The sequence below is a fragment of the Geodermatophilus sp. SYSU D01119 genome (assembly GCF_054049975.1).
This window is the reverse complement of sequence record NZ_JBJGYL010000001.1, coordinates 123,493-144,105: the sequence shown is the minus strand read 5'-3', so window position 1 is coordinate 144,105 and position 20,613 is coordinate 123,493. Positions and strand designations below refer to the sequence as shown.

At 75.4% G+C, this 20,613-nt stretch carries 19 protein-coding genes and 1 tRNA gene; 11 read left to right on the top strand and 9 right to left on the bottom strand.

The window, feature by feature from the left end; translation table 11 throughout:
• Positions 1 to 19: 19 nt before the first annotated feature.
• The 3 genes from ACI79X_RS00750 to ACI79X_RS00740 form a co-directional block, all read right to left on the bottom strand.
• Positions 20 to 175, bottom strand: coding sequence for a hypothetical protein (locus tag ACI79X_RS00750; RefSeq protein WP_175562777.1), 156 nt, complete (start codon positions 173 to 175; stop codon positions 20 to 22).
• A 2-nt stretch (positions 176 to 177) separates the two neighbouring features.
• The gene (locus ACI79X_RS00745) at positions 178 to 1,515 is read right to left on the bottom strand and encodes a glycosyltransferase (protein ID WP_457023502.1); all 1,338 of its coding nucleotides are present in this window, start codon (positions 1,513 to 1,515) and stop codon (positions 178 to 180) included.
• A 177-nt stretch (positions 1,516 to 1,692) separates the two neighbouring features.
• Positions 1,693 to 2,334: a hypothetical protein gene (locus tag ACI79X_RS00740; protein ID WP_457023501.1), complete on the bottom strand. Its 642-nt coding sequence runs from the start codon at positions 2,332 to 2,334 to the stop codon at positions 1,693 to 1,695.
• 169 nt (positions 2,335 to 2,503) lie between these two features.
• Here ACI79X_RS00740 and eno point away from each other — a divergent pair, with 169 nt between their 5' ends.
• Genes eno through ACI79X_RS00720 form a run of 4 tightly spaced genes read left to right on the top strand, consistent with a single transcriptional unit; the run spans position 2,504 to position 5,802 of the window.
• Positions 2,504 to 3,784 (top strand): phosphopyruvate hydratase, encoded by a 1,281-nt coding sequence (gene eno, locus ACI79X_RS00735; RefSeq protein ID WP_457023500.1) that lies wholly within the window; start codon positions 2,504 to 2,506, stop codon positions 3,782 to 3,784.
• Positions 3,785 to 3,788: 4 nt separating this feature from the next.
• Positions 3,789 to 4,322 carry an FtsB family cell division protein gene (locus ACI79X_RS00730; protein WP_457023499.1) on the top strand — a complete coding sequence of 178 codons (534 nt, stop codon included), beginning with the start codon at positions 3,789 to 3,791 and terminating at the stop codon, positions 4,320 to 4,322.
• Positions 4,319 to 4,843 carry a DUF501 domain-containing protein gene (locus ACI79X_RS00725; RefSeq protein ID WP_457023498.1) on the top strand — a complete coding sequence of 175 codons (525 nt, stop codon included), beginning with the start codon at positions 4,319 to 4,321 and terminating at the stop codon, positions 4,841 to 4,843. Before ACI79X_RS00730 ends, ACI79X_RS00725 begins: the two co-directional genes overlap by 4 nt.
• Positions 4,840 to 5,802 carry a Ppx/GppA phosphatase family protein gene (locus tag ACI79X_RS00720; RefSeq protein WP_457023497.1) on the top strand — a complete coding sequence of 321 codons (963 nt, stop codon included), beginning with the start codon at positions 4,840 to 4,842 and terminating at the stop codon, positions 5,800 to 5,802. The genes ACI79X_RS00725 and ACI79X_RS00720 overlap by 4 nt, the downstream gene beginning before the upstream one ends.
• Positions 5,803 to 5,812: 10 nt before the next feature.
• Here ACI79X_RS00720 and ACI79X_RS00715 read toward each other — a convergent pair whose 3' ends face one another.
• Positions 5,813 to 6,106 carry a DUF4235 domain-containing protein gene (locus ACI79X_RS00715; protein ID WP_073418609.1) on the bottom strand — a complete coding sequence of 98 codons (294 nt, stop codon included), beginning with the start codon at positions 6,104 to 6,106 and terminating at the stop codon, positions 5,813 to 5,815.
• A 63-nt stretch (positions 6,107 to 6,169) separates the two neighbouring features.
• On the opposite strand from ACI79X_RS00715, the gene ACI79X_RS00710 reads away from it, so the two are divergent.
• The 5 genes from ACI79X_RS00710 (at position 6,170) to ACI79X_RS00690 (ending at position 11,351) form a co-directional block, all read left to right on the top strand.
• Complete coding sequence (locus ACI79X_RS00710; protein WP_457023496.1) at positions 6,170 to 7,030, top strand: uracil-DNA glycosylase; 861 nt, start codon at positions 6,170 to 6,172, stop codon at positions 7,028 to 7,030.
• A gap of 9 nt (positions 7,031 to 7,039) precedes the next feature.
• The gene (locus tag ACI79X_RS00705) at positions 7,040 to 8,407 is read left to right on the top strand and encodes an NAD(P)/FAD-dependent oxidoreductase (protein ID WP_457023495.1); all 1,368 of its coding nucleotides are present in this window, start codon (positions 7,040 to 7,042) and stop codon (positions 8,405 to 8,407) included.
• A gap of 30 nt (positions 8,408 to 8,437) precedes the next feature.
• A tRNA-Leu gene (locus ACI79X_RS00700) sits at positions 8,438 to 8,511 on the top strand.
• A 133-nt stretch (positions 8,512 to 8,644) separates the two neighbouring features.
• Positions 8,645 to 10,273 (top strand): M28 family metallopeptidase, encoded by a 1,629-nt coding sequence (locus tag ACI79X_RS00695; RefSeq protein ID WP_457023494.1) that lies wholly within the window; start codon positions 8,645 to 8,647, stop codon positions 10,271 to 10,273.
• A gap of 175 nt (positions 10,274 to 10,448) precedes the next feature.
• Entirely contained in the window at positions 10,449 to 11,351 is a 903-nt protein-coding gene (locus tag ACI79X_RS00690) for a Bax inhibitor-1/YccA family protein (protein WP_457023493.1), read from the top strand.
• Positions 11,352 to 11,443: 92 nt separating this feature from the next.
• On the opposite strand, the gene ACI79X_RS00685 is transcribed toward ACI79X_RS00690, so the two are convergent.
• Positions 11,444 to 12,664 (bottom strand): acetyl-CoA C-acetyltransferase, encoded by a 1,221-nt coding sequence (locus tag ACI79X_RS00685; protein ID WP_457023492.1) that lies wholly within the window; start codon positions 12,662 to 12,664, stop codon positions 11,444 to 11,446.
• 136 nt (positions 12,665 to 12,800) lie between these two features.
• On the bottom strand, positions 12,801 to 13,820 hold the full coding sequence (locus ACI79X_RS00680; RefSeq protein ID WP_457023491.1) for an SGNH/GDSL hydrolase family protein: 1,020 nt from the start codon (positions 13,818 to 13,820) through the stop codon (positions 12,801 to 12,803).
• Positions 13,821 to 13,888: 68 nt separating this feature from the next.
• Between ACI79X_RS00680 and ACI79X_RS00675 the strand changes: the two genes are divergently transcribed.
• Entirely contained in the window at positions 13,889 to 15,253 is a 1,365-nt protein-coding gene (locus ACI79X_RS00675; RefSeq protein ID WP_457023490.1) for a DUF2252 domain-containing protein, read from the top strand.
• Here ACI79X_RS00675 and ACI79X_RS00670 read toward each other — a convergent pair.
• From ACI79X_RS00670 to ACI79X_RS00660, 3 genes are all read right to left on the bottom strand, one after another.
• Positions 15,219 to 15,674 (bottom strand): GNAT family N-acetyltransferase, encoded by a 456-nt coding sequence (locus ACI79X_RS00670; protein ID WP_457023489.1) that lies wholly within the window; start codon positions 15,672 to 15,674, stop codon positions 15,219 to 15,221. The genes ACI79X_RS00675 and ACI79X_RS00670 overlap by 35 nt on opposite strands.
• 88 nt (positions 15,675 to 15,762) lie before the next feature.
• A complete protein-coding gene (locus ACI79X_RS00665) occupies positions 15,763 to 17,775 on the bottom strand; it encodes a VWA domain-containing protein (RefSeq protein WP_457023488.1) in 2,013 nt (670 codons plus the stop codon).
• Position 17,776: 1 nt separating this feature from the next.
• A complete protein-coding gene (locus ACI79X_RS00660; protein ID WP_457023487.1) occupies positions 17,777 to 19,240 on the bottom strand; it encodes a sigma 54-interacting transcriptional regulator in 1,464 nt (487 codons plus the stop codon).
• A gap of 76 nt (positions 19,241 to 19,316) precedes the next feature.
• Here ACI79X_RS00660 and ilvA point away from each other — a divergent pair, with 76 nt between their 5' ends.
• Entirely contained in the window at positions 19,317 to 20,528 is a 1,212-nt protein-coding gene (gene ilvA, locus ACI79X_RS00655) for a threonine ammonia-lyase (RefSeq protein WP_457023486.1), read from the top strand.
• Positions 20,529 to 20,613: the final 85 nt, after the last annotated feature.

Genomic DNA, 20,613 nt, shown 5'->3' with positions numbered 1-20,613 from the left:
CGTCACCGGGCCCGGGGGCTCAGCCCTGCTTGCGCGGCACGATGCGCAGGAGCGCCGTGCCGACCGCGATGAGCGCGAAGGCCGCCAGCGCCAGCCAGATGCTGCCGAAGCCGGTGTAGGCGAGCACCGATCCGGTGCCGCCGGCCGCCAGGGGAGCCGCGGGGTTGTCGTACACCTCTACCACCTCCTCTCACGACGGAGGGCCGCGTCGAGGTAGGCGCGGGCGTGCACGAACTGCAGGAAGACGTCGTAGAGGAGCTCGTACATCGTCGCCGCGGCGAGCATGTGCCTCCACCCGCGGTCGCGGACGGTGATGACCCGCTCGAGGACGAAGACACCGGTCACCGCGAGCCAGAACGGCTGCACGTTGACGTGCCCGGTGCCGACCAGGGACACCGCGAGCGAGCCGAGGTAGAGGAACGTGATGAGGACGCCCGCGAGGGTGAGCAGCTGCCGGCCCCAGTAGCGCCAGGTGATCCGGGTGACGCCGTACTGCACGCAGTTCTCGATGGCGCCGCGCTTCCACCGCAGCCGCTGGTTCCACAGCGCCCGCCAGGTCGGCATGACCTCGGTGGTGAGCGTGCACTCCTTCGGGCTGAGCACCTGGTACCCCAGGTGCAGGATCGCGAAGGTCAGCTCGTTGTCCTCGGTGAGGACGGTGGTGTCGTAGATGCCGCCGCGGCCGTCGCCCCGGGGCACCCGGCCGTCCAGGCGGGCCTCGGAGATCCGCCGCAGGGTGGCCGCCCGGAACATGGCGGCGGTGCCGGTGACCACGAGGCACTTGCCCTGGAGGCGGCGCACGTCGCGGGCGTAGCGGGCGTACTCGTTGCGCTGCAGGTGCCCAACCAGGCCGCCGCCGGGGTCGCCGCGGAACGTGCCGCCCACCGCGCCCATCCGGTCGTCCGTCAGCACGTGGTGCGCGGCGCCCTCGAGGAAGCCCTCGTCGAGCGAGGAGTCGGCGTCCTGGACGAGCACGAGGTCGTCGTCGGCGGCGTCGGGCCGGCCGGTGGGGGAGCTGCGGCGGTCGGCGGCGCCGTCCCGGCGGTCGGCCGCGGTGCGCCGGCTGCCCGCGCGGCGCTCGGGCCCGGTGGTGGCGCCGGTGCCGGTGCGGCGGTCGGCCGCCCGGCGCTCGCCCCCGCGGCGCTCGTCCTCGGCCACCCGGCGGAAGCGCAGCGCCCACGCCTGGTTGAGCGCGCCGGCCTTCTTGTCGGTGTTGCCGACGGTCTCGAACACCTCGGCACCGGCCGCCCGGGCGATGGCGACCGTCTCGTCGGAGCAGTTGTCGGCGACGACGACCACGCGCGCCGGCGGGAGCGTCTGGCGGCGCAGCCCCGCGAGGGTCGCGGCGATCTGGTCGGCCTCGTCGTGCGCGGGCACCAGCACGGTGACGTAGGGCTCGCGGGGGAGGGCCGTCGTCGGCGCGGTCACGGCCTCCAGCGCGACGACGTGCACCTGCGGCTCGCCGGCCCGGACGTCGGCGCCGTCGAGCCGCTCGAGCGTCGGGCTGGCGGTCACGCGGGTCCCCCTCCTCGCGCCACCGCGGACCGGCGGGCACCGGCCGAGTGTGCGGCTCGGGAGGCCGGGCCGACCCCGGCCCGGGAGCGCGCCTCACCCCATCGGGTCGCGCGCGATCTTCTGCGGGTGAAGCGCTCCGGCGGGCGGTGACGCAGCGCGAGGGGAGCGCCGCCGCGGTCAGCCGACGGGCAGCGGCGCGTCCGGCGTGGTGGTCACCCGGGGCGCGGTGAGCATGGCCTTGAGCGCCCCGAGCACGCCGAGCCCCGCGACGGCGGCGGCGCACCAGACCCCCGGCCCGAGGGAGGCGGCGTCCCAGCCGGCGTCCACCAGCCGGCCGGCCACCGCGGCGGCTCCGGCCAGCGCGACGGCCAGCGCGAGCACCCCGGACACCCGGTGGCCCCGCGCGGGCCGGAGCAGCAGGAGCCCGAGGACGACGAGCACGGCGCTCCCGGCCGCCACCGCCGCCGGCTGCCACAGGCCGGTGGGTCCCAGCCCGGCCACCCCGTCCCGGGCCGCGCCGACCGCGCGCGCCACGAGGTCCAGCCCGGTCGTCTCCCCGCCCCGCTCCCACGGCAGCCATGCGCTCGCCGCCCCGGCCACGCCGGCGAGCAGCAGGAGCACCCCGCCCGCGACGTCGGGGTGGCGCACGTAGGCCAGCCCGGGGCGGGCCGCGACCCCGGCCACCTCGGCGCCGTCCGGGACCGGCTCCAGGTCGCCGGTGTCGTCGTCCGCCGAGGTGTCCGGCGGGAAGCCGAGGACGGACGCGCCCGTCCCGTCGTCCGCGTCGAAGGGGGGCGGGTCCTGCCGGCGCTCGGTCATCGGGTCCTCCGACGGTGTGGGCGCGGGGAGGCGCCCGAGGCCCGAGATTAGCGCCGATCCTGTTCCGCCGGAGCCGCTCCGTGACCGCGCCGTGACCATCTGGTGACAGGTCCGCCGCGGCTCCGCGCCGCGGACGGGTGCGCCCCCGGCCGTCGCTAGGCTGCTCCCCGTGCCGAGCATCGATGCCGTAGGCGCGCGGGAGATCCTGGACTCGCGCGGTAACCCCACCGTGGAGGTCGAGGTCGCCCTCGACGACGGGACGATCGCCCGCGCGGCGGTCCCGAGCGGCGCCTCCACCGGCGCCTTCGAGGCGGTGGAGCTGCGTGACGGTGGGGAGCGCTACGGCGGCAAGGGCGTCACCAAGGCCGTCGACGGCGTCCTCGACGTCATCGGCCCCGAGCTCGTCGGCTACGAGGCCACCGAGCAGCGCCTCGTCGACCAGCGCCTGCTCGACCTCGACGGCACCCCGGACAAGTCCCGCCTGGGCGCCAACGCGATCCTCGGCGTGAGCCTCGCCGTCGCCCGCGCCGCCGCGGAGTCCACCGGCCTGCCGCTGTTCCGCTACGTGGGCGGGCCCTCGGCGCACCTCCTGCCGGTCCCGATGATGAACATCCTCAACGGCGGCGCCCACGCCGACAGCAACGTCGACGTCCAGGAGTTCATGATCGCGCCGATCGGCGCGGCCACCTTCGCCGAGGCGCTCGCCGTCGGCGCGGAGACCTACCACGCGCTCAAGTCGGTGCTGAAGGGCCGCGGCCTGTCCACCGGCCTCGGCGACGAGGGCGGCTTCGCCCCCGACCTGCCCACCAACCGCGCCGCGCTCGACCTCATCGCCGAGGCCGTGGAGAAGGCCGGCTACTCGCTCGGCACCGACATCGCGCTCGCGCTCGACGTCGCCGCCACCGAGTTCCACGGCGAGGGCGGCTACGACTTCGAGGGCCAGACCCGGTCGGCCGAGTACCTCGTCGACTACTACCGCGAGCTCGTCGACGCCTACCCGATCGTCTCCATCGAGGACCCGCTCTCGGAGGAGGACTGGGACGGCTGGGTGGCGATGACCCAGACCCTCGGCGACCGCGTGCAGATCGTCGGCGACGACCTGTTCGTCACCAACCCCGCCCGGCTGGCCGACGGGATCTCCCGCGGCGCCGCCAACGCGCTGCTGGTGAAGGTCAACCAGATCGGCACGCTCACCGAGACGCTCGACGCCGTGAACCTGGCGCACCGCAGCGGCTACCGCAGCATGATGAGCCACCGCTCGGGCGAGACCGAGGACACCACGATCGCCGACCTCGCCGTCGCCACCGACTGCGGGCAGATCAAGACCGGCGCCCCGGCCCGCAGCGAGCGGGTGGCCAAGTACAACCAGCTGCTGCGCATCGAGGAGGAGCTCGACGACGCCGCGCGCTACGCCGGCGCGGCGGCCTTCCCCCGCCTGCGGATCTCCTGACCGGGTGAGCGCCGGTACGGGGAGGCGGCGCTCGACCGGCCGCCCGCTCTCGCACGCCGCGTCCCGGCCGGTCCCGGCCGGGACGCGGTCGGGCGCGGGCAGCCGTCCCGACGCCCGCCGCCAGGGCCGGCGCACCCCGCGGCCCGCGCCGCGCGTGACCGCCACCCGGCGGCCGCTGGTCACCGGGCGCGGCGTCGTGCTGGTCGGCCTGCTCCTGCTGCTCGCGCTGACCCTGGCCGGGCCGGTGCGGCAGTGGCTGGAGGGCCGGGCGGAGCTCGCCCGGCTCGCCGCCGAGAGCAGCGCCCACGACGAGCGCATCGCCGACCTGCAGGCGCAGCTGGAGCGCCAGTCCGACCCGGACTGGACCGCGCAGCAGGCCCGCGAGCGGCTGTCCTACGTGCTGCCCGGTGACCGGCTGGTGGTGGTCGTCGACGGCGAGGTGGCCGAGGGCGACGCCGGCACGCTGCCGGACACGTCCTCCGCCGCCCGCCCCTGGTACGAGCAGCTGCTGGGCTCGGTCGCGGAGGCCGACGGATGACCTCACCAGGGGAGCGGGTGCGCGAGCCGATCAGCCCGGAGGAGCGCGAGACCGTCGGCCGGCAGCTCGGCCGCCCGCCGCGCGCCGTCCGCGCGGTGGCGCACCGGTGCCCCTGCGGGCAGCCCGACGTCGTGCAGACCTCCCCGCGGCTGGAGGACGGCACCCCGTTCCCGACGCTGTACTACCTGACCTGCCCGCGGGCCTCGGCGGCCGCGAGCCGGCTGGAGTCGGCCGGCCGGATGCGCGAGTGGCAGGAGGAGCTCGGGACCGACCCGGACCTGGCCGCCGCCTACCTCGCCGCGCACGAGGCCTACCTCGCCGAGCGCGACGCCCTCGGCGAGCTGCCCACCCGCGCGACCGCCGGCGGCATGCCCGACCGGGTGAAGTGCCTGCACGCGCTGGCCGGCCACGCCCTCGCGGCCGGCCCCGGCGTCAACCCGATCGGCGACCGCGCCGTCGCCGAGATGGGGGAGTGGTGGGCCCAGGGGCCCTGCGCGCTCCCCGAGGAGGACCGCCCGTGACCCGCAGTGTCACCCGGGTCGCCGCCATCGACTGCGGCACCAACTCCATCCGGCTGCTGGTGGCCGACGTGCCCCCCGAGGGCGCGCACACCGACCTGCTGCGCCGCATGGAGGTCGTCCGGCTCGGCCAGGGCGTCGACGCCACCGGCCGGCTGGCCCCCGAGGCGATCGAGCGCACCCGCGTCGTGCTCGCCGAGTACGCCGCCCGGTCCCGCGACCTCGGCGCGACGGCGGTACGCATGGTGGCCACCAGCGCCACCCGCGACGCGGCCAACCGCGCCGACTTCGAGGCGATGGTCCGCGACACCCTCGGGCTGCCGCCCGACGTCGTCCCCGGCGACGAGGAGGCCCGGCTGTCCTTCCTGGGCGCCACCGCCTCGCTCGACGCCGCGGCCGCCGGGCACGGCGGCCCGCCGCCCCGCCCGCCGTACCTGGTCGTCGACATCGGCGGCGGCTCCACCGAGTTCGTCCTCGGCGACGCCGGTGGCGTGCGCGCCGCGCGGTCGGTCGACGTCGGCTGCGTGCGGCTCACCGAGCGGCACCTGCACGGCGACCCGCCCACCGCCGACGAGATCGGCCGCGCCGAGTCCGACATCCGCGCCGCGCTGGCCCAGGTGGCCGCCGCGGTGCCGGTGGGGGAGGCGGCGACCCTGGTCGGCCTGGCCGGCTCGGTGACCACCGTCGCCGCGCTCGCGCTGCGGCTGCCGGCCTACGACGCGGCGGCCATCCACGGCTCGCGCATCCCGGTGGCCGCCGTCCGGTCGGTCACCGCCGGGCTGCTCACCGCCACCCGCGAGCGGCGGGCCGCGGAGCCGGTCATGCACCCGGGCCGGGTCGACGTCATCGGTGCCGGCGCGCTGGTGCTCCGCGTGGTGATGGACGCCTTCGCCCTCGACGAGGTGGTCGTGAGCGAGCACGACATCCTCGACGGCATCGCCCTGCGGCTCGCCCGGGGCTGAGGGCGCCGGGTCAGGGACCCTCGTTGAGCCCGGGGGGCAGCTTGCCGGTCAGCGACTGGTAGGCGGCCGCGGCGCCGCGGGCGGCGACCAGCCGGCCGGCGGCGACGACGACCCCCGAGAACGCCGCCCAGGCCAGCGCGTCGGGCCAGCTCACCCCGGGCGCCGCCGGGTTCTTCGGCGGGTTCGTGCCGCGGGCGGCGTACCAGGCGGCGTCGGTGAGCTTGCGGGCGGCGATGCCGGCCGGGACGGCGAGCCCCGAGCCGAGCAGCTTCCAGGTCAGCGGCGCCTTCTCCTTGCGGGCCATGCGGTGATCATGCCCTGCCGCCCCGGCGGCCGCCCGTCCCCGCCCGGGTGGTCCACTGGCCGGATGGAGGACCCCACTGCCCCCCGCCCCTCGCAGGCTCGCGGCGGGACCCTGCAGCGGGGCCGATCGAGAGACGCGCAGGGGTTCCCCGTCACCCGCAGCCCCGCCGGCGTCGCCCGTTCCGCCCGCGCGGCGCGCGACCTCGCCGTCCTCGACGCCCGGATCTCCGGCTGCCGGGCCTGCCCGCGGCTGGTCGCCTGGCGCGAGGAGGTGGCCCGGGTCAAGCGGGCCTCCTTCCGCGACGAGGACTACTGGGGCCGCCCGGTGCCGGGCCTGGGCCCCGCCGACGCCCGCATCGCCGTCGTCGGGCTGGCGCCGGCCGCGCACGGCGGCAACCGCACCGGCCGGGTGTTCACCGGCGACCGCAGCGGCGACTGGATCTTCGCCGCGCTGTGGCGGGCGGGCCTGGCCAGCCAGCCGACGTCGACCCACGTCGGGGACGGCCTCGAGCTCACCGGCGTGCGGGTCGCCGCCGCCGTCCGCTGCGCCCCGCCGGACAACATGCCGACGCCGGCCGAGCGCGACACCTGCTCGCCCTGGCTGGCCCGCGAGCTGGCGCTGCTGCCCGGCCTGCGGGTCGCCGTCGTGCTCGGCGGGTTCGGCTGGACGGCGCTGTGGCCGGTCCTCGCCGACGCCGGGTACGCGCTGCCCCGCCCGCGGCCGGCGTTCGGGCACGGGGTCGAGGTCACCGTCTCCGGGCCGCGCGGCGAGCTGACCCTGCTGGGCAGCTACCACGTCAGCCAGCAGAACACCTTCACCGGCCGGCTCACCGAGCCGATGCTCGACGCCGTCCTCGCGCGGGCCACCGAGCTGGCCGGGACGGGGCGGGCGCACGGGGGCGAGGGCGGGTTGCCGCGCCCCTAGGCTGGCCCCATGGCGACTCGTCCGGGTGCTGGGTCCCGTCCGGTGGTGCTGGTGGTCGGCGGCGGCTACGTCGGCCTCTACACCGCCCTGCGGCTGCAGAAGCGGCTCGCCCGGGGCGGCGCCGAGGTGGTCGTCGTCGACCCGCAGCCGCACATGACCTACCAGCCGTTCCTGCCCGAGGCGGCGGCCGGCTCGGTGGAGCCGCGGCACGTCGTCGTCCCGCTGCGGCGCACGCTGCCCCGCTGCCGGGTGGTGACCGGCGCGGTGGTGTCGCTGTCGCACGCCCAGCGGCGGGCGCGGATCGCGCCGGTGGAGGGCGCGCCGTACGAGCTGTCCTACGACGTGCTGGTGATGGCGGCGGGCTCGGTGGCGCGCACGCTGCCGATCCCGGGGCTGGCCGAGCACGGCATCGGCTTCAAGACCGTCGGCGAGGCCATCTACCTGCGCAACCACGTGCTCGCCCGGCTCGACGCCGCCGCCTCCACCGACGACCCGGCCGTGCGCGCGCGGGCGCTGACGTTCACCTTCGTCGGCGGCGGCTACGCCGGCATCGAGGCCTTCGCCGAGCTCGAGGACATGGCCCGCTACGCCGTCGAGCACTACTACCCGCGGTTGTCGCCGGGCGACATGCGGTGGGTGCTGGTCGAGGCGACCGGGCGGATCCTGCCCGAGGTCGACCTGGACATGGCCGCCTGGACGGTCAAGCAGCTCACCGCCCGCGGCATGGACGTGCGGCTCAACACCCGCCTCGAGGCGGTGTCCGACGGCGTCGTGCGGCTCAGCGACGGCGACTCCTTCGCCAGCGACACCCTGGTCTGGACGGCGGGCACCAAGCCCAACCCGCTGCTCGCCGAGACCGACCTGCCCCTCGACGAGCGCGGCCGCGTGCGCTGCGAGCCCACGCTGCAGGTCAGCGGCCTCGAGGACGCCTGGGCCGCCGGCGACCTCGCCGCCGTCCCCGACCTCACGAAGGACACGCCCGGCGCCACCACGGCGCCCAACGCCCAGCACGCCGTCCGCCAGGCCAAGCGGCTGGCCGACAACGTCGTCGCGGTGCTGCGCGGCGAGGAGCCGCGGCCCTACCGGCACGCCTACGCGGGGTCGGTGGCGAGCCTCGGGCTGCACCGGGGCGTGGCGCAGGTCTACGGCGTCAAGCTCAAGGGCTGGCCGGCGTGGTTCATGCACCGGGCCTACCACGTGAGCCGGGTGCCGACCTTCAACCGCAAGGCTCGGGTGGTCGCCGACTGGACGCTGGCCTCGGTGTTCCGCCGCGAGGTCATCGCCCTGGGCCAGCTGCAGGACCCGCGCCGCGAGTTCGTCACCGCGGCCGGCCTCGCCCCCGGCCGGCCGGGGGCCGAGCGCGTGCAGGCCGGCTGACGCAGCCTCCCGGGCGTCCGTCGCCCGCCCGCCCCCGTGGCCCAATCGGCAGAGGCAGGCCCCTTAAAAGGGTCGCAGTGTGGGTTCGAGTCCCACCGGGGGCACCGCAGGATCTGCGGCCCACTACACCACGACCCGCAGGAAATACAGGGCTTGACGTCCCCGGTGACCGATCCGGCAGGGTGACTCCCCGTGAGCAATGGAGCTCACTCCGACGTTCGAGGGGAACAGACGTCCATGACCTCAGCTCATCCGTCCCGCCGGTCGCGCGCGGCCGTGCTCGGCAGTGCCGGTGTCCTCGCACTCGCCGGCACCGTCGTCACCGCGCTGCCCGCGGCGGCCGGCGGGAACGCCTGCGAGAACCGCAACAACAACACCGTCGCCAAGCTGACCGAGTGCGTCACGGTCGACGGCGTGACCCAGCACCTGCAGGCCCTGCAGGACATCGCCACCGCCAACGGCGGCACCCGCGTCTCCGGCAGCCCCGGCTACACGGCCTCGGCGGACTACGTGACCGGGCAGCTCGAGGCCGCCGGGTACACCGTCACCCGCCAGTCCTTCGAGTTCCCCTTCTTCGAGCAGACCGCGCCGAGCTCCTTCAGCCAGGTCACGCCCACCCCGACCACGTACGTGGAGAACACGGACTACGCGGTCGCCACGTACTCGGGCAGCGGCAGCGTCACGGGCGTCGTCACGGCCGTCGACATCGTGGACCCGACGGGACCGGCCAACAGCAGCACCAGTGGCTGCGAGGCCGCGGACTTCGAGGGCTTCCCGGAGGGCGGCATCGCGCTGCTGCAGCGCGGCACCTGCAGCTTCGGCATCAAGGTCCAGAACGCGGTCGCTGCCGACGCGGCCGGCGTCATCCTGTTCAACGAGGGCCAGCCCGGCCGCGACATCCTGCTGAACCCCACGCTCGGCGCGCCCATCGAGGGCGCCGTCCCGACGGTGGGTGTCAGCTACGCGACCGGCCGCGCCCTCGAGGGTGCGACCGTGACCATCTCCACCACGACGATCAGCGAGCTCCGCGAGACCGAGAACGTCCTCGCCGAGCTCCGGGGCCGCACCAGCGACAACGTCGTCATGGCCGGTGCGCACCTCGACTCGGTCGCCGCGGGCCCGGGCATCAACGACAACGGGTCCGGCAGCGCGGCGATCCTCGAGGTCGCGCAGAACATCGCCAAGACCAAGCCGCAGAACACCATCCGCTTCGCGTGGTGGGGCGCCGAGGAGTACGGCCTGCTCGGTTCCAACCACTACGTCTCGCAGCTGTCGGAGGAGCAGGTCGCCGACATCGGCCTGTACCTGAACTTCGACATGGTCGGCTCGCCGAACTTCGCCCGGTTCATCTACGACGGCGACCAGTCGGCGTTCACCGCGCCCGTGACGGTGCCCGAGGGTTCGGACCAGATCGAGTACGTCCTCGAGGACTACTTCGAGCGGCGGCAGCTGCCCTACGAGGCCACCGAGTTCAGCGGCCGCAGCGACTACCAGGCCTTCATCCTCGCCGGCATCCCCTCCGGTGGTCTGTTCACCGGCGCCGAGGGCGTCAAGACGCCGGAGCAGGCCGCCGACTACGGCGGCACGGCGGGCCTGGCGTACGACCCGAACTACCACCAGGTCGGGGACACGCTGGCGAACGTGAACCGCGTGGCGCTGGACACGAACTCCGACGCCATCGCCTACGCGGTGCTCACGCTGGCCTACGACACCTCGCGGGTGAACGGGGTGACGGGCCAGCCGGTCCCGGGCGGCACCTACCAGGGTGACCCGGCCGACCGCGACTTCCGCCAGCCGGCCGGCAAGGAGACCGGTGGTGGCGGGCTCGCGCACGACCACGAGCACAGCCACGGCGACGCCGTCTGACCCTCGCTGACCGACCGTGGCGCCGTCCCCTCCGGGGGGCGGCGCCACGGCCGTCTCCACCGCACGGGTGACCGTGTCGCGCGCGGAACGTCCAGGCCACGTGCGACGTTGTAGGAACCGAGTGGGATGCGAGGGTGCAGCCCACCGACCGACCAGTCACCTCGAGGAGATGACGATGCCCAGCTCCAACCCGGTCTTCGGCCGGGGCTTCGCCAACGCCGCCAACGGCAGCGGACAGCAGGGGTACGGCGCTCCCGGCTACGGCCAGCAGTACGGGCAGCCGTACGGCCAGCAGGGCTACGCCGCTCCCGGCTACGGTCAGCCCCAGCCCTACGGCGCTCCCCAGGGCTACGACCAGCAGTACGGCCAGCCCTACGGCCAGCAGTACGGTGCCCCGGCCCCCGCCGGCCCGGCCACCCGCTACATGACGATGGACGACGTCGTCCAGAAGACGGGCCTGTCCTTCCTGGTCACCGTCCTGGCCGCCGCCGTCGTCTGGGCCCTGCCCGGTCAGGCGGCCTGGGGCCTGGCGCTGCCCGCGGTCCTCGTGGCCTTCGTCCTGGGCCTGGTGATCAGCTTCAAGCAGATCGCCAACCCGGCGGCCACGCTGGCCTACGGCGCGCTCTACGGTGTCGCGCTCGGCGCGATCAGCGAGGCCTTCAACACCATCTACCCGGGCATCGTCGTCCAGGCGGTCATCGGCACCTTCGGCGTCTTCGCCGGCATGCTGGTGGTCTACAAGACCGGCGCCATCCGGGTCACCCCCAAGCTGACCCGCTGGGTCGTGGGCGCGCTGTTCGGCGTCCTGGCCCTCGTGCTGGTCAACCTGCTGGTGTCGTTCTTCGTCCCCGGCGGCCTGGGCCTGCGTGACGGCGGCCCGCTGGCCATCGTGTTCAGCCTCGTCGTGATCGGTGTGGCGGCGTTCACGCTGCTGCTCGACTTCGACATGGCCGACCAGGCCATCCGCCGCGGCGCCCCGGCCAAGTTCGCCTGGTACGTCGCCTTCGGCCTGCTCGTCACGGTCGTCTGGCTGTACCTGGAGATCCTGCGCCTGCTGTCCTACTTCCAGGACAACTGAGCACCGGCTCCGCCGCCCCGGCGGCGGGGCCCCGCACGACAGTGGCCCGGTCCCCTCGCGGGGGCCCGGGCCACTGGCCGTTCAGGAACGGGTCAGCTGAGGCGCTCCAGGACCATCGCCATCCCCATGCCGCCACCGACGCACATGGTCTCCAGGCCGAGGGTCCCGTCCTTGGTCTGCAGGCCGTTGATGAGCGTGCCGGTGATGCGGGCGCCGGTCATGCCGAAGGGGTGGCCGACGGCGATGGCGCCGCCGTGCACGTTGAGCTTGTCGATGTCGATGCCCAGGTCGCGGTAGCTGGGGATGACCTGCGCGGCGAAGGCCTCGTTGATCTCGACGAGGTCGATGTCGTCGATGGTCAGGCCGGCCCGCTGCAGCGCGAGCCTCGAGGCGTCGACCGGGCCGTAGCCCATGATCTCCGGCGAGAGGCCGGTGACCGCGGTGGAGACCACGCGGGCCAGCGGGGTCAGGCCGAGGTCGCGGGCCTTGGTGTCGCTCATGACCACCACGGCGGCGGCGCCGTCGTTGAGCGGGCAGGCGTTGCCGGCGGTCACCCGGCCGTCGGGGCGGAAGACCGGCTTGAGGCCGGAGATGCCCTCGAGGGTGGTGCCGGCGCGCGGGCCGTCGTCCGTGCTGACGACGGTGCCGTCGGGGGCGGTGACGGGGGTGATCTCCCGCTCCCAGAAGCCCTCGCCGATCGCCTCCTCGGCCAGGTTCTGGCTGCGGACGGCGAACTCGTCCATCTCCTGGCGGGAGACGTCCTTGAGCAGCGCCAGGTTCTCCGCGGTCTGGCCCATGGCGATGTAGATGTCGGGGACCTCGCCGTTCTGCCGCGGGTCGGTCCAGGAGTCGGCGCCGCTCTCGGCGGTCTTGGCCACCCGGGCCTGCGCGTCGGCGAAGACGGGGTTGTGCGTGTCGGGCAGCGAGTCGCTGTTGCCCTTCACGAACCGCGACACCATCTCCACGCCGGCGGAGATGAACACGTCGCCCTCGCCGGCCTTGATGGCGTGCATCGCCATGCGGGTGGTCTGCAGCGACGACGAGCAGTACCGGGTGATCGTGGTGCCCGGCAGGTGGTCCATGCCGAGGAGCACGCTCACGACGCGGCCCATGTTGTGGCCCTGCTCGCCGCCGGGGAGGCCGCAGCCGAGGATCAGGTCGTCGATGTCGGTGGGGTCGAGGGCCGGGACCTTGTCCAGCGCCGCCCGGATGATGGTGGCGGCGAGGTCGTCGGGCCGGAAGTCCTTGAGCGACCCCTTGAACGCGCGGCCGATGGGCGAGCGGGCGGTCGCGACGATGACGGCTTCGGGCATGGGGTCCTCCACGGTGAGGCGGGCTCCCGGCCGGGGGTGCCGGGTGTCGGGTCACCCCGGAAACTACCCCCGGGTAGGCGGCCGGTCGCGGGTGATGCCGGAACAGACGGCCGCTGTGTTCCGTGTCACGTGGCGGTCAGCCGACGGGCAGCTCGTCGGCCGCGTCGACCCCCGCGGGGACCGGCAGGTCGGAGGGCCGGCGGCGGAGCAGCCGCGCCCAGGTGCCCAGCGGGCCGGTGCCCGAGCCGCGCACCTCGGTCGCGCGCACCTCGGTGCCGGTGCGACCGGCCGCGCGGGCCGCGGCCCGCGCCACCGGGCGGACGGTGCCGCGGCGCACCCGCCGCCGGTCGGCGCGCTCGGGCCAGACGCCGACCGCGTCGGCGAGTGCCGGGAGGAGCACCGCGGCGGCCGAGGCGTAGCCGGCGGCGCTGGGGTGGAACTCGTCGACGCTGAACAGCGACCGGTCCTGGGCGAAGGAGGGGCCGAGCACCGAGCCGAGGGACACGGTGCGCCCGCCGGCCTCCACGACGGCGATGGTCTGCGCGGCGGCCAGCTGACGGCTCCAGCGCCGCGCGAGGAGCCGCAGCGGCTGGCCGATCGGCCGGATGGTGCCGAGGTCGGGGCAGGTGCCGACGACGACCTGCGCGCCGGCCTCCCGCAGCCGCCGCACCGCGTCGGCGAGGTGGCGCACCGACACCGACGGCCGGGTGCGGGAGGTGACGTCGTTCGCGCCGATCATGATCAGCGCGAGGTCGGGCCGTTCCGCCAGCGCGCGGTCCACCTGGGGGTCGAGCTCGTAGGACTCCGAGCCGGAGACCGCGACCCGCACCAGCCGCACCGGGCGCTCGGCCAGCTCGGCCAGCGCCGCGGCGAGCAGCACACCCGGCGTCTCCCCGGCCCGCTCGACACCGAGGCCGACGGCGCTGGAGTCGCCCAGCACGACGAACACGAGCGGCTTGGCCCGCCCGCGTCCGCGGCCGTAGACGCCGTCGCCGGACGGGGGCTCCTGCTGGGAGGTGCGGGACTCCACGCGCCGCCGCGCGGCGCGGGCCTCCAGGCGCAGCAGCGCGAGCAGGCCTGCGCCGGCCAGGCCGAGGCCCCCGCCGCCGTAGGCGGCGCCGGCCACCAGCCGCCGGGCCGTTCCCGCTCGCGTCACCGCCACCCCGATCGTCGCGCCCTGCAGCCACCTGTCCTGCAGGCTATCCAGCCTCTACGGTGCCCCCCGTGTCCGAATCCCCCCGACGGGTGTCCGCCGACGGGACCCCCGGTGACCGGTCGCAGCTCATCGTCGACGTGCTGGTCGACGCCTTCTCCGAGCTGATGGCCGCCGACGCCGACGCGTTCCGCACCAAGTTCCGCAAGATGGCGGCCGACCCGTTCGCCTTCTACCGGGGCAGCGCCTGCCTGTTCTACGCGGACATGGACGTCCTCGACGACCGCTGGGCCGACGAGCGCACCAGCCGGGTCTGGATCCAGGGCGACCTGCACGCGGAGAACTTCGGCACGTACATGGACGGCGCCGGGCGGATCGTGTTCGACGTCAACGACTTCGACGAGGCCTACGTCGGGCACGTCAGCTGGGACCTGCGCCGGTTCGTGGCCAGCTTCGCGCTGCTGGCCTGGCGGAAGGCGCTGGCCGACGACGTGATCGCCGACCTGCTGCGCGCCTACCTCACAGCGTATCTCGACCAGGTCGAGGCCTTCCGCCGCTCCGACGACGACCGCTCCTTCGCCCTCACCGCGGCCGACACCGAGGGCGCGGTGCGCCTGGCGATCCTCGAGACGACGACGCGCACCCGCGCCTCGCTGCTGGACCGGATGACCGTCGTCGAGGAGTACCAGCGGCGGTTCGCCGACGGCGGCCGCACCCGCCGGCTCGACGACGCCGAGCGCGAGCGCGTGCTGGCGGCGCTCGACCGCTGGCGGGGGACCGTGCACCCGCCGGTGCGCCGCCGCGACGTCGCCTACGACGTGAAGGACGTCATCGGCACCGGCGGGTTCGGCATCGGCAGCGCCGGCCTGCCCGCCTACAACGTGCTGCTCGAGGGCTACGACCAGGCGCTGGAGAACGACGTCGTCCTGTCGATCAAGCAGGGCAACGTGGCGGCACCGAGCCGGGTCGTGCGCGACGAGCGGATCGCCGCCTACTTCGAGCACCACGGCCACCGGACGGCGGTCAGCCAGCGGGCGCTGCAGTCCCACGCCTCGCAGTTCCTCGGCCACACCGAGATCGGCGGCGTGGGGTTCGTCGTGCAGGAGCTCTCGCCCTACGAGAACGACCTGGACTGGGACGACCTCACCGAGCCCGAGGAGATCGCCCCGGTGATGGTCCAGCTCGGCCGGGCGACGGCGAAGATGCACTGCGTCGGCGACGCCGACAGCGACCACACGCTCGTCGACTTCCAGACCGAGGAGGCGATCGCGGAGCTCGTCGGGGACCGGCGCGAGGAGTTCCTCGACGACATGGTGGCCTTCGCGCACTCCTACGCCCGGCAGACGCAGGAGGACCACCGGCTGTTCGTCGACGCCTTCCGGGCGGGCCGCATCCCGGGCATCAGCTCGAGCGGGTCGCACCCGGTACCGCGGTGAGCATGCCGACGTGCGGGCCGATCGGCGGCACGTCGAAGGGTGCCGTGACCACGGCGAACCCCAGCCGCCCGTAGAAGCCGGCCGCGCCGACGCGGGCGTTGCACCACACCAGGTCCCCGCCGCGGCCGGCGACCAGCGCCAGCCCCGCCGCGACCAGCGCCCGGCCGGCGCCGGTGCCGCGGACGGCCGGGTCGGTGGCCATGGCCCGCAGCTGCCACGGCGCGCGGGCATCGCGCCAGGGGCACGGGGCGGGGGAGAGCCGGACGACGCCGGCCACCCGCCCGTCGGCGGTGCGGGCGGCGAGGTGGACGGTGGCCGGGTCGTCGTCGCCGGGCAGGCCGGCCGGCCCGCCGTCGCGCAGCACGGCGCTGCGCAACGGCAGGACGACGTCGAGGCCGACCTGCCCGACGCGGACGGTCACCGGGCCCGGCGTCCCCGGCGGGTGCGCAGCGGGAGGACCTGCTCCTCCCCAGCCCTCGCGAGCTCGGGCCGGGGCCCGGGAGCAGGCCTCAACGGCTCCGCCGCCCCCTCCGGGAGCGCAGATAATCTGCGACGACGTACTCGCCGAGCCGGTCGCTGTCCGGGGTGAACACCCGCCCGCCGGCGCGCGCGGTGATGTCGTGGACGAAGTGCACCAGTCCGGGCTCCGGGTCGAGCGCGAACACGTTGAGCGTCGCGCCCGAGCGGGCCACCCGCTCCACCTCGGCGACGGTCTTGGCGATCGTCTCGGGCATCGGCGGCCAGCAGAAGTACGGCGTCCCGTCCTCCTCCAGGTGCGCCGTCGGCTCGCCGTCGGTGACCACGAGGACCACCGGCTCGGCGTCGCGGTGCTGGGCGAGGAAGCGGCGGGCCAGCATCAGCCCGTGCTGCAGGTTGGTGCCCTGCAGCGTGTCCACGCTGAGCTCGGCGAGCGTCTCCGGTCGCAGCACCTGCGCGGTGGAGGAGAAGCCGATGATCTGGATCGCGTCCTGCGGGAACCGCGTGGTGACCAGGGAGTGCAGGGCCATCGCCGTCGACTTCGCCGCGCCCCACGTGCCGCGCAGCGCCATCGAGTAGGAGAGGTCGACCAGCAGGGCGACCGCGGCCCCGGTGCGCCGCTCGGTCTCCACCACCTCGAAGTCCTCGACGGCGATGCGCACCCGGCGCTCACCAGTCACGCCCGGGGCGGTGGGGTGGGCCGGAGAACGCCGCTCCCCGGCGGTGCGCAGGACGGCGTTGCGGACGGTGCGGACGACGTCGAGCGGCTGCTCGTCGCCGAACCGCCACTCCCGCGAGCCGCCGGTCAGCTCTCCCGCGGCGCCGGCGTCGGCGACGTCGTGCTCGCCCCGGCCGGTGGCGTCGAGCTTGGCGAACACCCGCCGCAGCGCGGTGGCGCCCAGCCGGCGGACCGCCTTGGGGGAGAGCTCCAGCTTGCCGTCCCGCCGGATGAGGTGGCCCTGCCGCTCCAGCTCGCGCTCCATCTGCCGCAGCGCCGCGAGGTCGTCGACGGCCTCCCGGCCCAGCGCCTGCTCCAGCAGCTCCTCGTCGACGTCGGCCAGCGAGGCGCCGGCGTAGCCCTGGGAGAGCTGGTTGGACAGCGCCTCGAGGTCGGCGAGCTCGGCGACGGCGCTGGTCGCGTCGCCCAGGCCGAGGGACTGCTCGCCGTCGGGCACCTGGCCGCGCTGGCCCCAGGGCAGGTCGGGCCGCGCCTGGCGCAGTGCGTCCTGCAGGTGGGCCATCTCGCTGGCCAGGCCCATGTCGGACATGGTCTGGGCCATGAGGTCGGCCAGCTCGGCCCGCTGCTCGGGGGAGAGGCCGGCCATCATCCGCTCCTGCGCGGCGGCCCGGCGGGCCAGGGAGTCGATCAGCTCGTCCACCGACTGCGGGTCGTCGGGGAAGAACTGCCCGTGCTTCTCCATGAAGTCGCGGAACTGCTCGTCGGTGTCCTCGCCGCGGTTGTGCGCGTCGACCAGCCGCGACAGGTCGGCGACCATGTCGCGCACCGCCTGCACGTCCTGCTCGGTGGCGCTCTCCAGCGCCTGCTTCATGTTGGCGAAGGAGCTGTCGAGCACCTCGCGCCGCAGCAGGTCCTGGATCTGCTGGTAGGCCTCGCGGGCCTCGCCCGAGCGGAACGGGTAGTCCTTGAGCGCCCGGACCGCGCCCGCGGTGTCCTCCGGCAGGGCGTCCAGCTCGGCCTCGGCCAGCCGGGCGGCGTCGTCGGGGTCGGGGAACAGCTCCCGCCGCTCGGCGTCCAGCGCGCGGTCGAGCAGCTCGCGCACCTCCTGCAGCGTGCCGTCCATGCGGCCGGCGCTGCGCGCCTGCCGCAGCCGGTCGCGCACCGAGCGGCGCAGCTCGTCGAGGCCGCGCCGGCCGTCCATGCCGCGGCGCAGCAGCTCGCGCAGCGCCTCCCGCACGCCGCTGCCGCCCAGGACGGAGTCGCCGATCTCGTCGACGGCGCTGCCCAGGTCGTAGGGCGGGGCGAGCGGGTCGGGCCCGCCCCGCCAGCGTCCGTACCGGTAGCCCTTCCCGGGCCGGCGTGGCACGTCAGGCCCCGTACACCGTGCGGGTGCCGTCGGTGTCCTTGGCCAGCCGGCGGGTGAGGTAGAGGCCCTCGAGCGCGAACTCGACGGCGGCCGCGGCCTGCTCGGCCGACTCCTCGCCCTCCGGCACGCCGAGGCGCCCGAGCAGCTCGGCCAGGCGCGGGATCGTGCCGAGCTGGCCGAGCAGCGCCGCGCCGGGCACCAGCTCGCCGGACTCGACGGTCTCCCCGCCGGTGAAGTGCTCCTGCAGGCCGGTCAGGTCCAGCCCGCCGCAGCGGGCGCGGAACGTCTGCGCGGTGGCCTGCCGGAGCAGGTGCTCGAGCACCTCGAGCTCGCGGTCGTCGTCGGGGTCGGAGCCCGCGTCGGCGAACTCGACCTTGCCGCGGCTGGCCGGGACGATGCCCGGCAGGTCGACCACCCGCGCCACCGGCCGGGTCTCCCCGGCGATCGCGGCCCGCCGGACGGCGGAGGCGGCGACGGTCTCCAGGCCCGCGATGGCGAACCGGGCGCTGACGCCGGAGCGCTGGTCGACGTGGCTGGACTCGCGCACCAGGCGGGTGAACCGGGCGACGATCTCCACCAGGTGCTGCGGCACGACGGGCGCGTCGAAGCCGTCGTGCCCGCTGGGGGCGCCGAGACCGCTGGTCTGCGCCTCCTGGTGCAGCAGGCGGATCTCGTCGGCGAGCTCGATCGGGTAGTGGGTGCGCACCTCGGCGCCGAAGCGGTCCTTGAGCGGGGTGATGATCCGACCGCGGTTGGTGTAGTCCTCGGGGTTGGCGCTGGCGACGAGCAGCAGGTCCAGCGGCAGCCGCACGCGGTACCCGCGGATCTGGATGTCGCGCTCCTCGAGCACGTTGAGCAGCGCGACCTGGATGCGCTCGGCGAGGTCGGGCAGCTCGTTGACGCTGAAGATGCCGCGGTTGGTGCGCGGCACCAGGCCGTAGTGCACCGTCTCCGGGTCGCCCAGGGTGCGGCCCTCGGCCACCTTGATCGGGTCGACGTCGCCGATCAGGTCGCCGACGCTGGTGTCCGGGGTGGCCAGCTTCTCCCCGAACCGCTCGCTGCGGTGCAGCCAGGTGACCGGGGTGTCGTCGCCGTGCTCGGCGATCTGGCGGTGCGCCCAGACGCTGATCGGGGCGAGCGGGTGCTCGTTGAGCTCGCTGCCGGCCAGCACGGGGGTCCACTCGTCGAGCAGGCCGACGAGGGTGCGGATGAGGCGGGTCTTGCCCTGGCCGCGCTCGCCGAGCAGGACCAGGTCGTGGCCGGCGATGAGGGCGCGCTCGACCTCGGGGACGACGGTGTCCTCGAAGCCGACGATGCCGGGCAGGGTCGGCTCGCCGGCGCCGAGCCGGGCGAGCAGGTTGGCGCGGATCTCGGCCTTGACCGGCCGGAAGGCGGCCCCGCTGTCGCGGAGCGCGCCGAGTGTCGTGGGTGCGGGTGGGGTCTGCGCTGGGGCGACGTCCGTCACCTCAGCCACGGTACGACGACCTGCGGCGATGCGGGGATGCCCGGATGCCGGGACCCGGCCTGGGAGGATGTCCGCCGTGGTGCGGCTGACCAGTGGCGACGACGTCGCGGCCGCGGCCGCCCTCCTCGACGGGGTGGCGCGGCGGACGCCGCTGGAGCACTCCCGGGCGCTGGCGGAGCGGGTCGGCGGCCCGGTGCACCTCAAGTGCGAGAACCTGCAGCACACCGGCTCGTTCAAGTTCCGCGGCGCCTACGTGCGGCTGTCCCGGCTGACGGCGGAGGAGCGGGCGCGCGGCGTCGTCGCGGCCAGCGCCGGCAACCACGCGCAGGGCGTGGCGCTGGCGGCCCGGATGCTCGGCGTGCGCGCCACCGTCTTCATGCCCGAGACCGCGCCGCTGCCCAAGGTGGCCGCCACCCGGTCCTACGGGGCCGACGCCCGGCTGGGCGGCGCCGACCTCACCGCCGCGCTGGAGGCCGCGGTGGCCCACGCCGAGGAGACCGGGGCGGTGTTCATCCACCCCTTCGAGCACCCGGACGTCATCGCGGGGCAGGGCACCGTCGGCCTCGAGGTGCTCGACCAGTGCCCCGACGTCGCCACGGTCGTCGTGTGCACCGGCGGGGGCGGGCTGGTGTCCGGGGTCGCCGCGGCGGTCAAGGAGCGCCGCCCCGGCGTGCGGGTGGTGGCGGTGCAGGCGGCCGCGGCCGCCGCGTTCCCCGGGTCGCTGGCCGCCGGCCGGCCGGTCCCGCTGTCGGGGATGGCCACGATGGCCGACGGGATCGCGGTCGGGTCGCCGGGCGAGATGACCCTCGCGCACGTGCGGGACCTCGTCGACGAGGTGCGCACGGTCACCGAGGAGGACCTCTCCCGCGCCCTGCTGTTCTGCCTGGAGCGGGCCAAGCTCGTCGTCGAGCCGGCCGGCGTGGCGGCGGTGGCCGCGGTGCTCGCCGACCCGACGGCCTTCCCGCCGCCGGTGGTCGCGGTGGTCTCCGGCGGGAACATCGACCCGGTGCTGCTGCTCAAGGTGGTGCAGCACGGCATGGCCGCCGCCGGGCGCTACCTGCGGCTGACGCTGCGCGTGCCCGACCGGCCCGGCTCCCTGGCGGCGGTGCTGGCGGTGCTGGCCCGCGTCGGCGCCAACGTGCTGGAGGTCGAGCACGAGCGGACGGCGACCCGTCTCGACCTGGGCCAGGTGGAGGTCTTCGTGGTGCTCGAGACCCGCGGGCCCGACCACGCCGCCACCGTCGTCACGGCGCTGGAGCAGGCCGGCTTCGCCCCCACGGAGGACTGATCCGCGGCGCCGCGATGAGTTCGCGGCGCGGGCCCGGTCGACAGGACGTGCCTCAGCTGCGCTGCCCGCGAACAGGGCCCCGGAA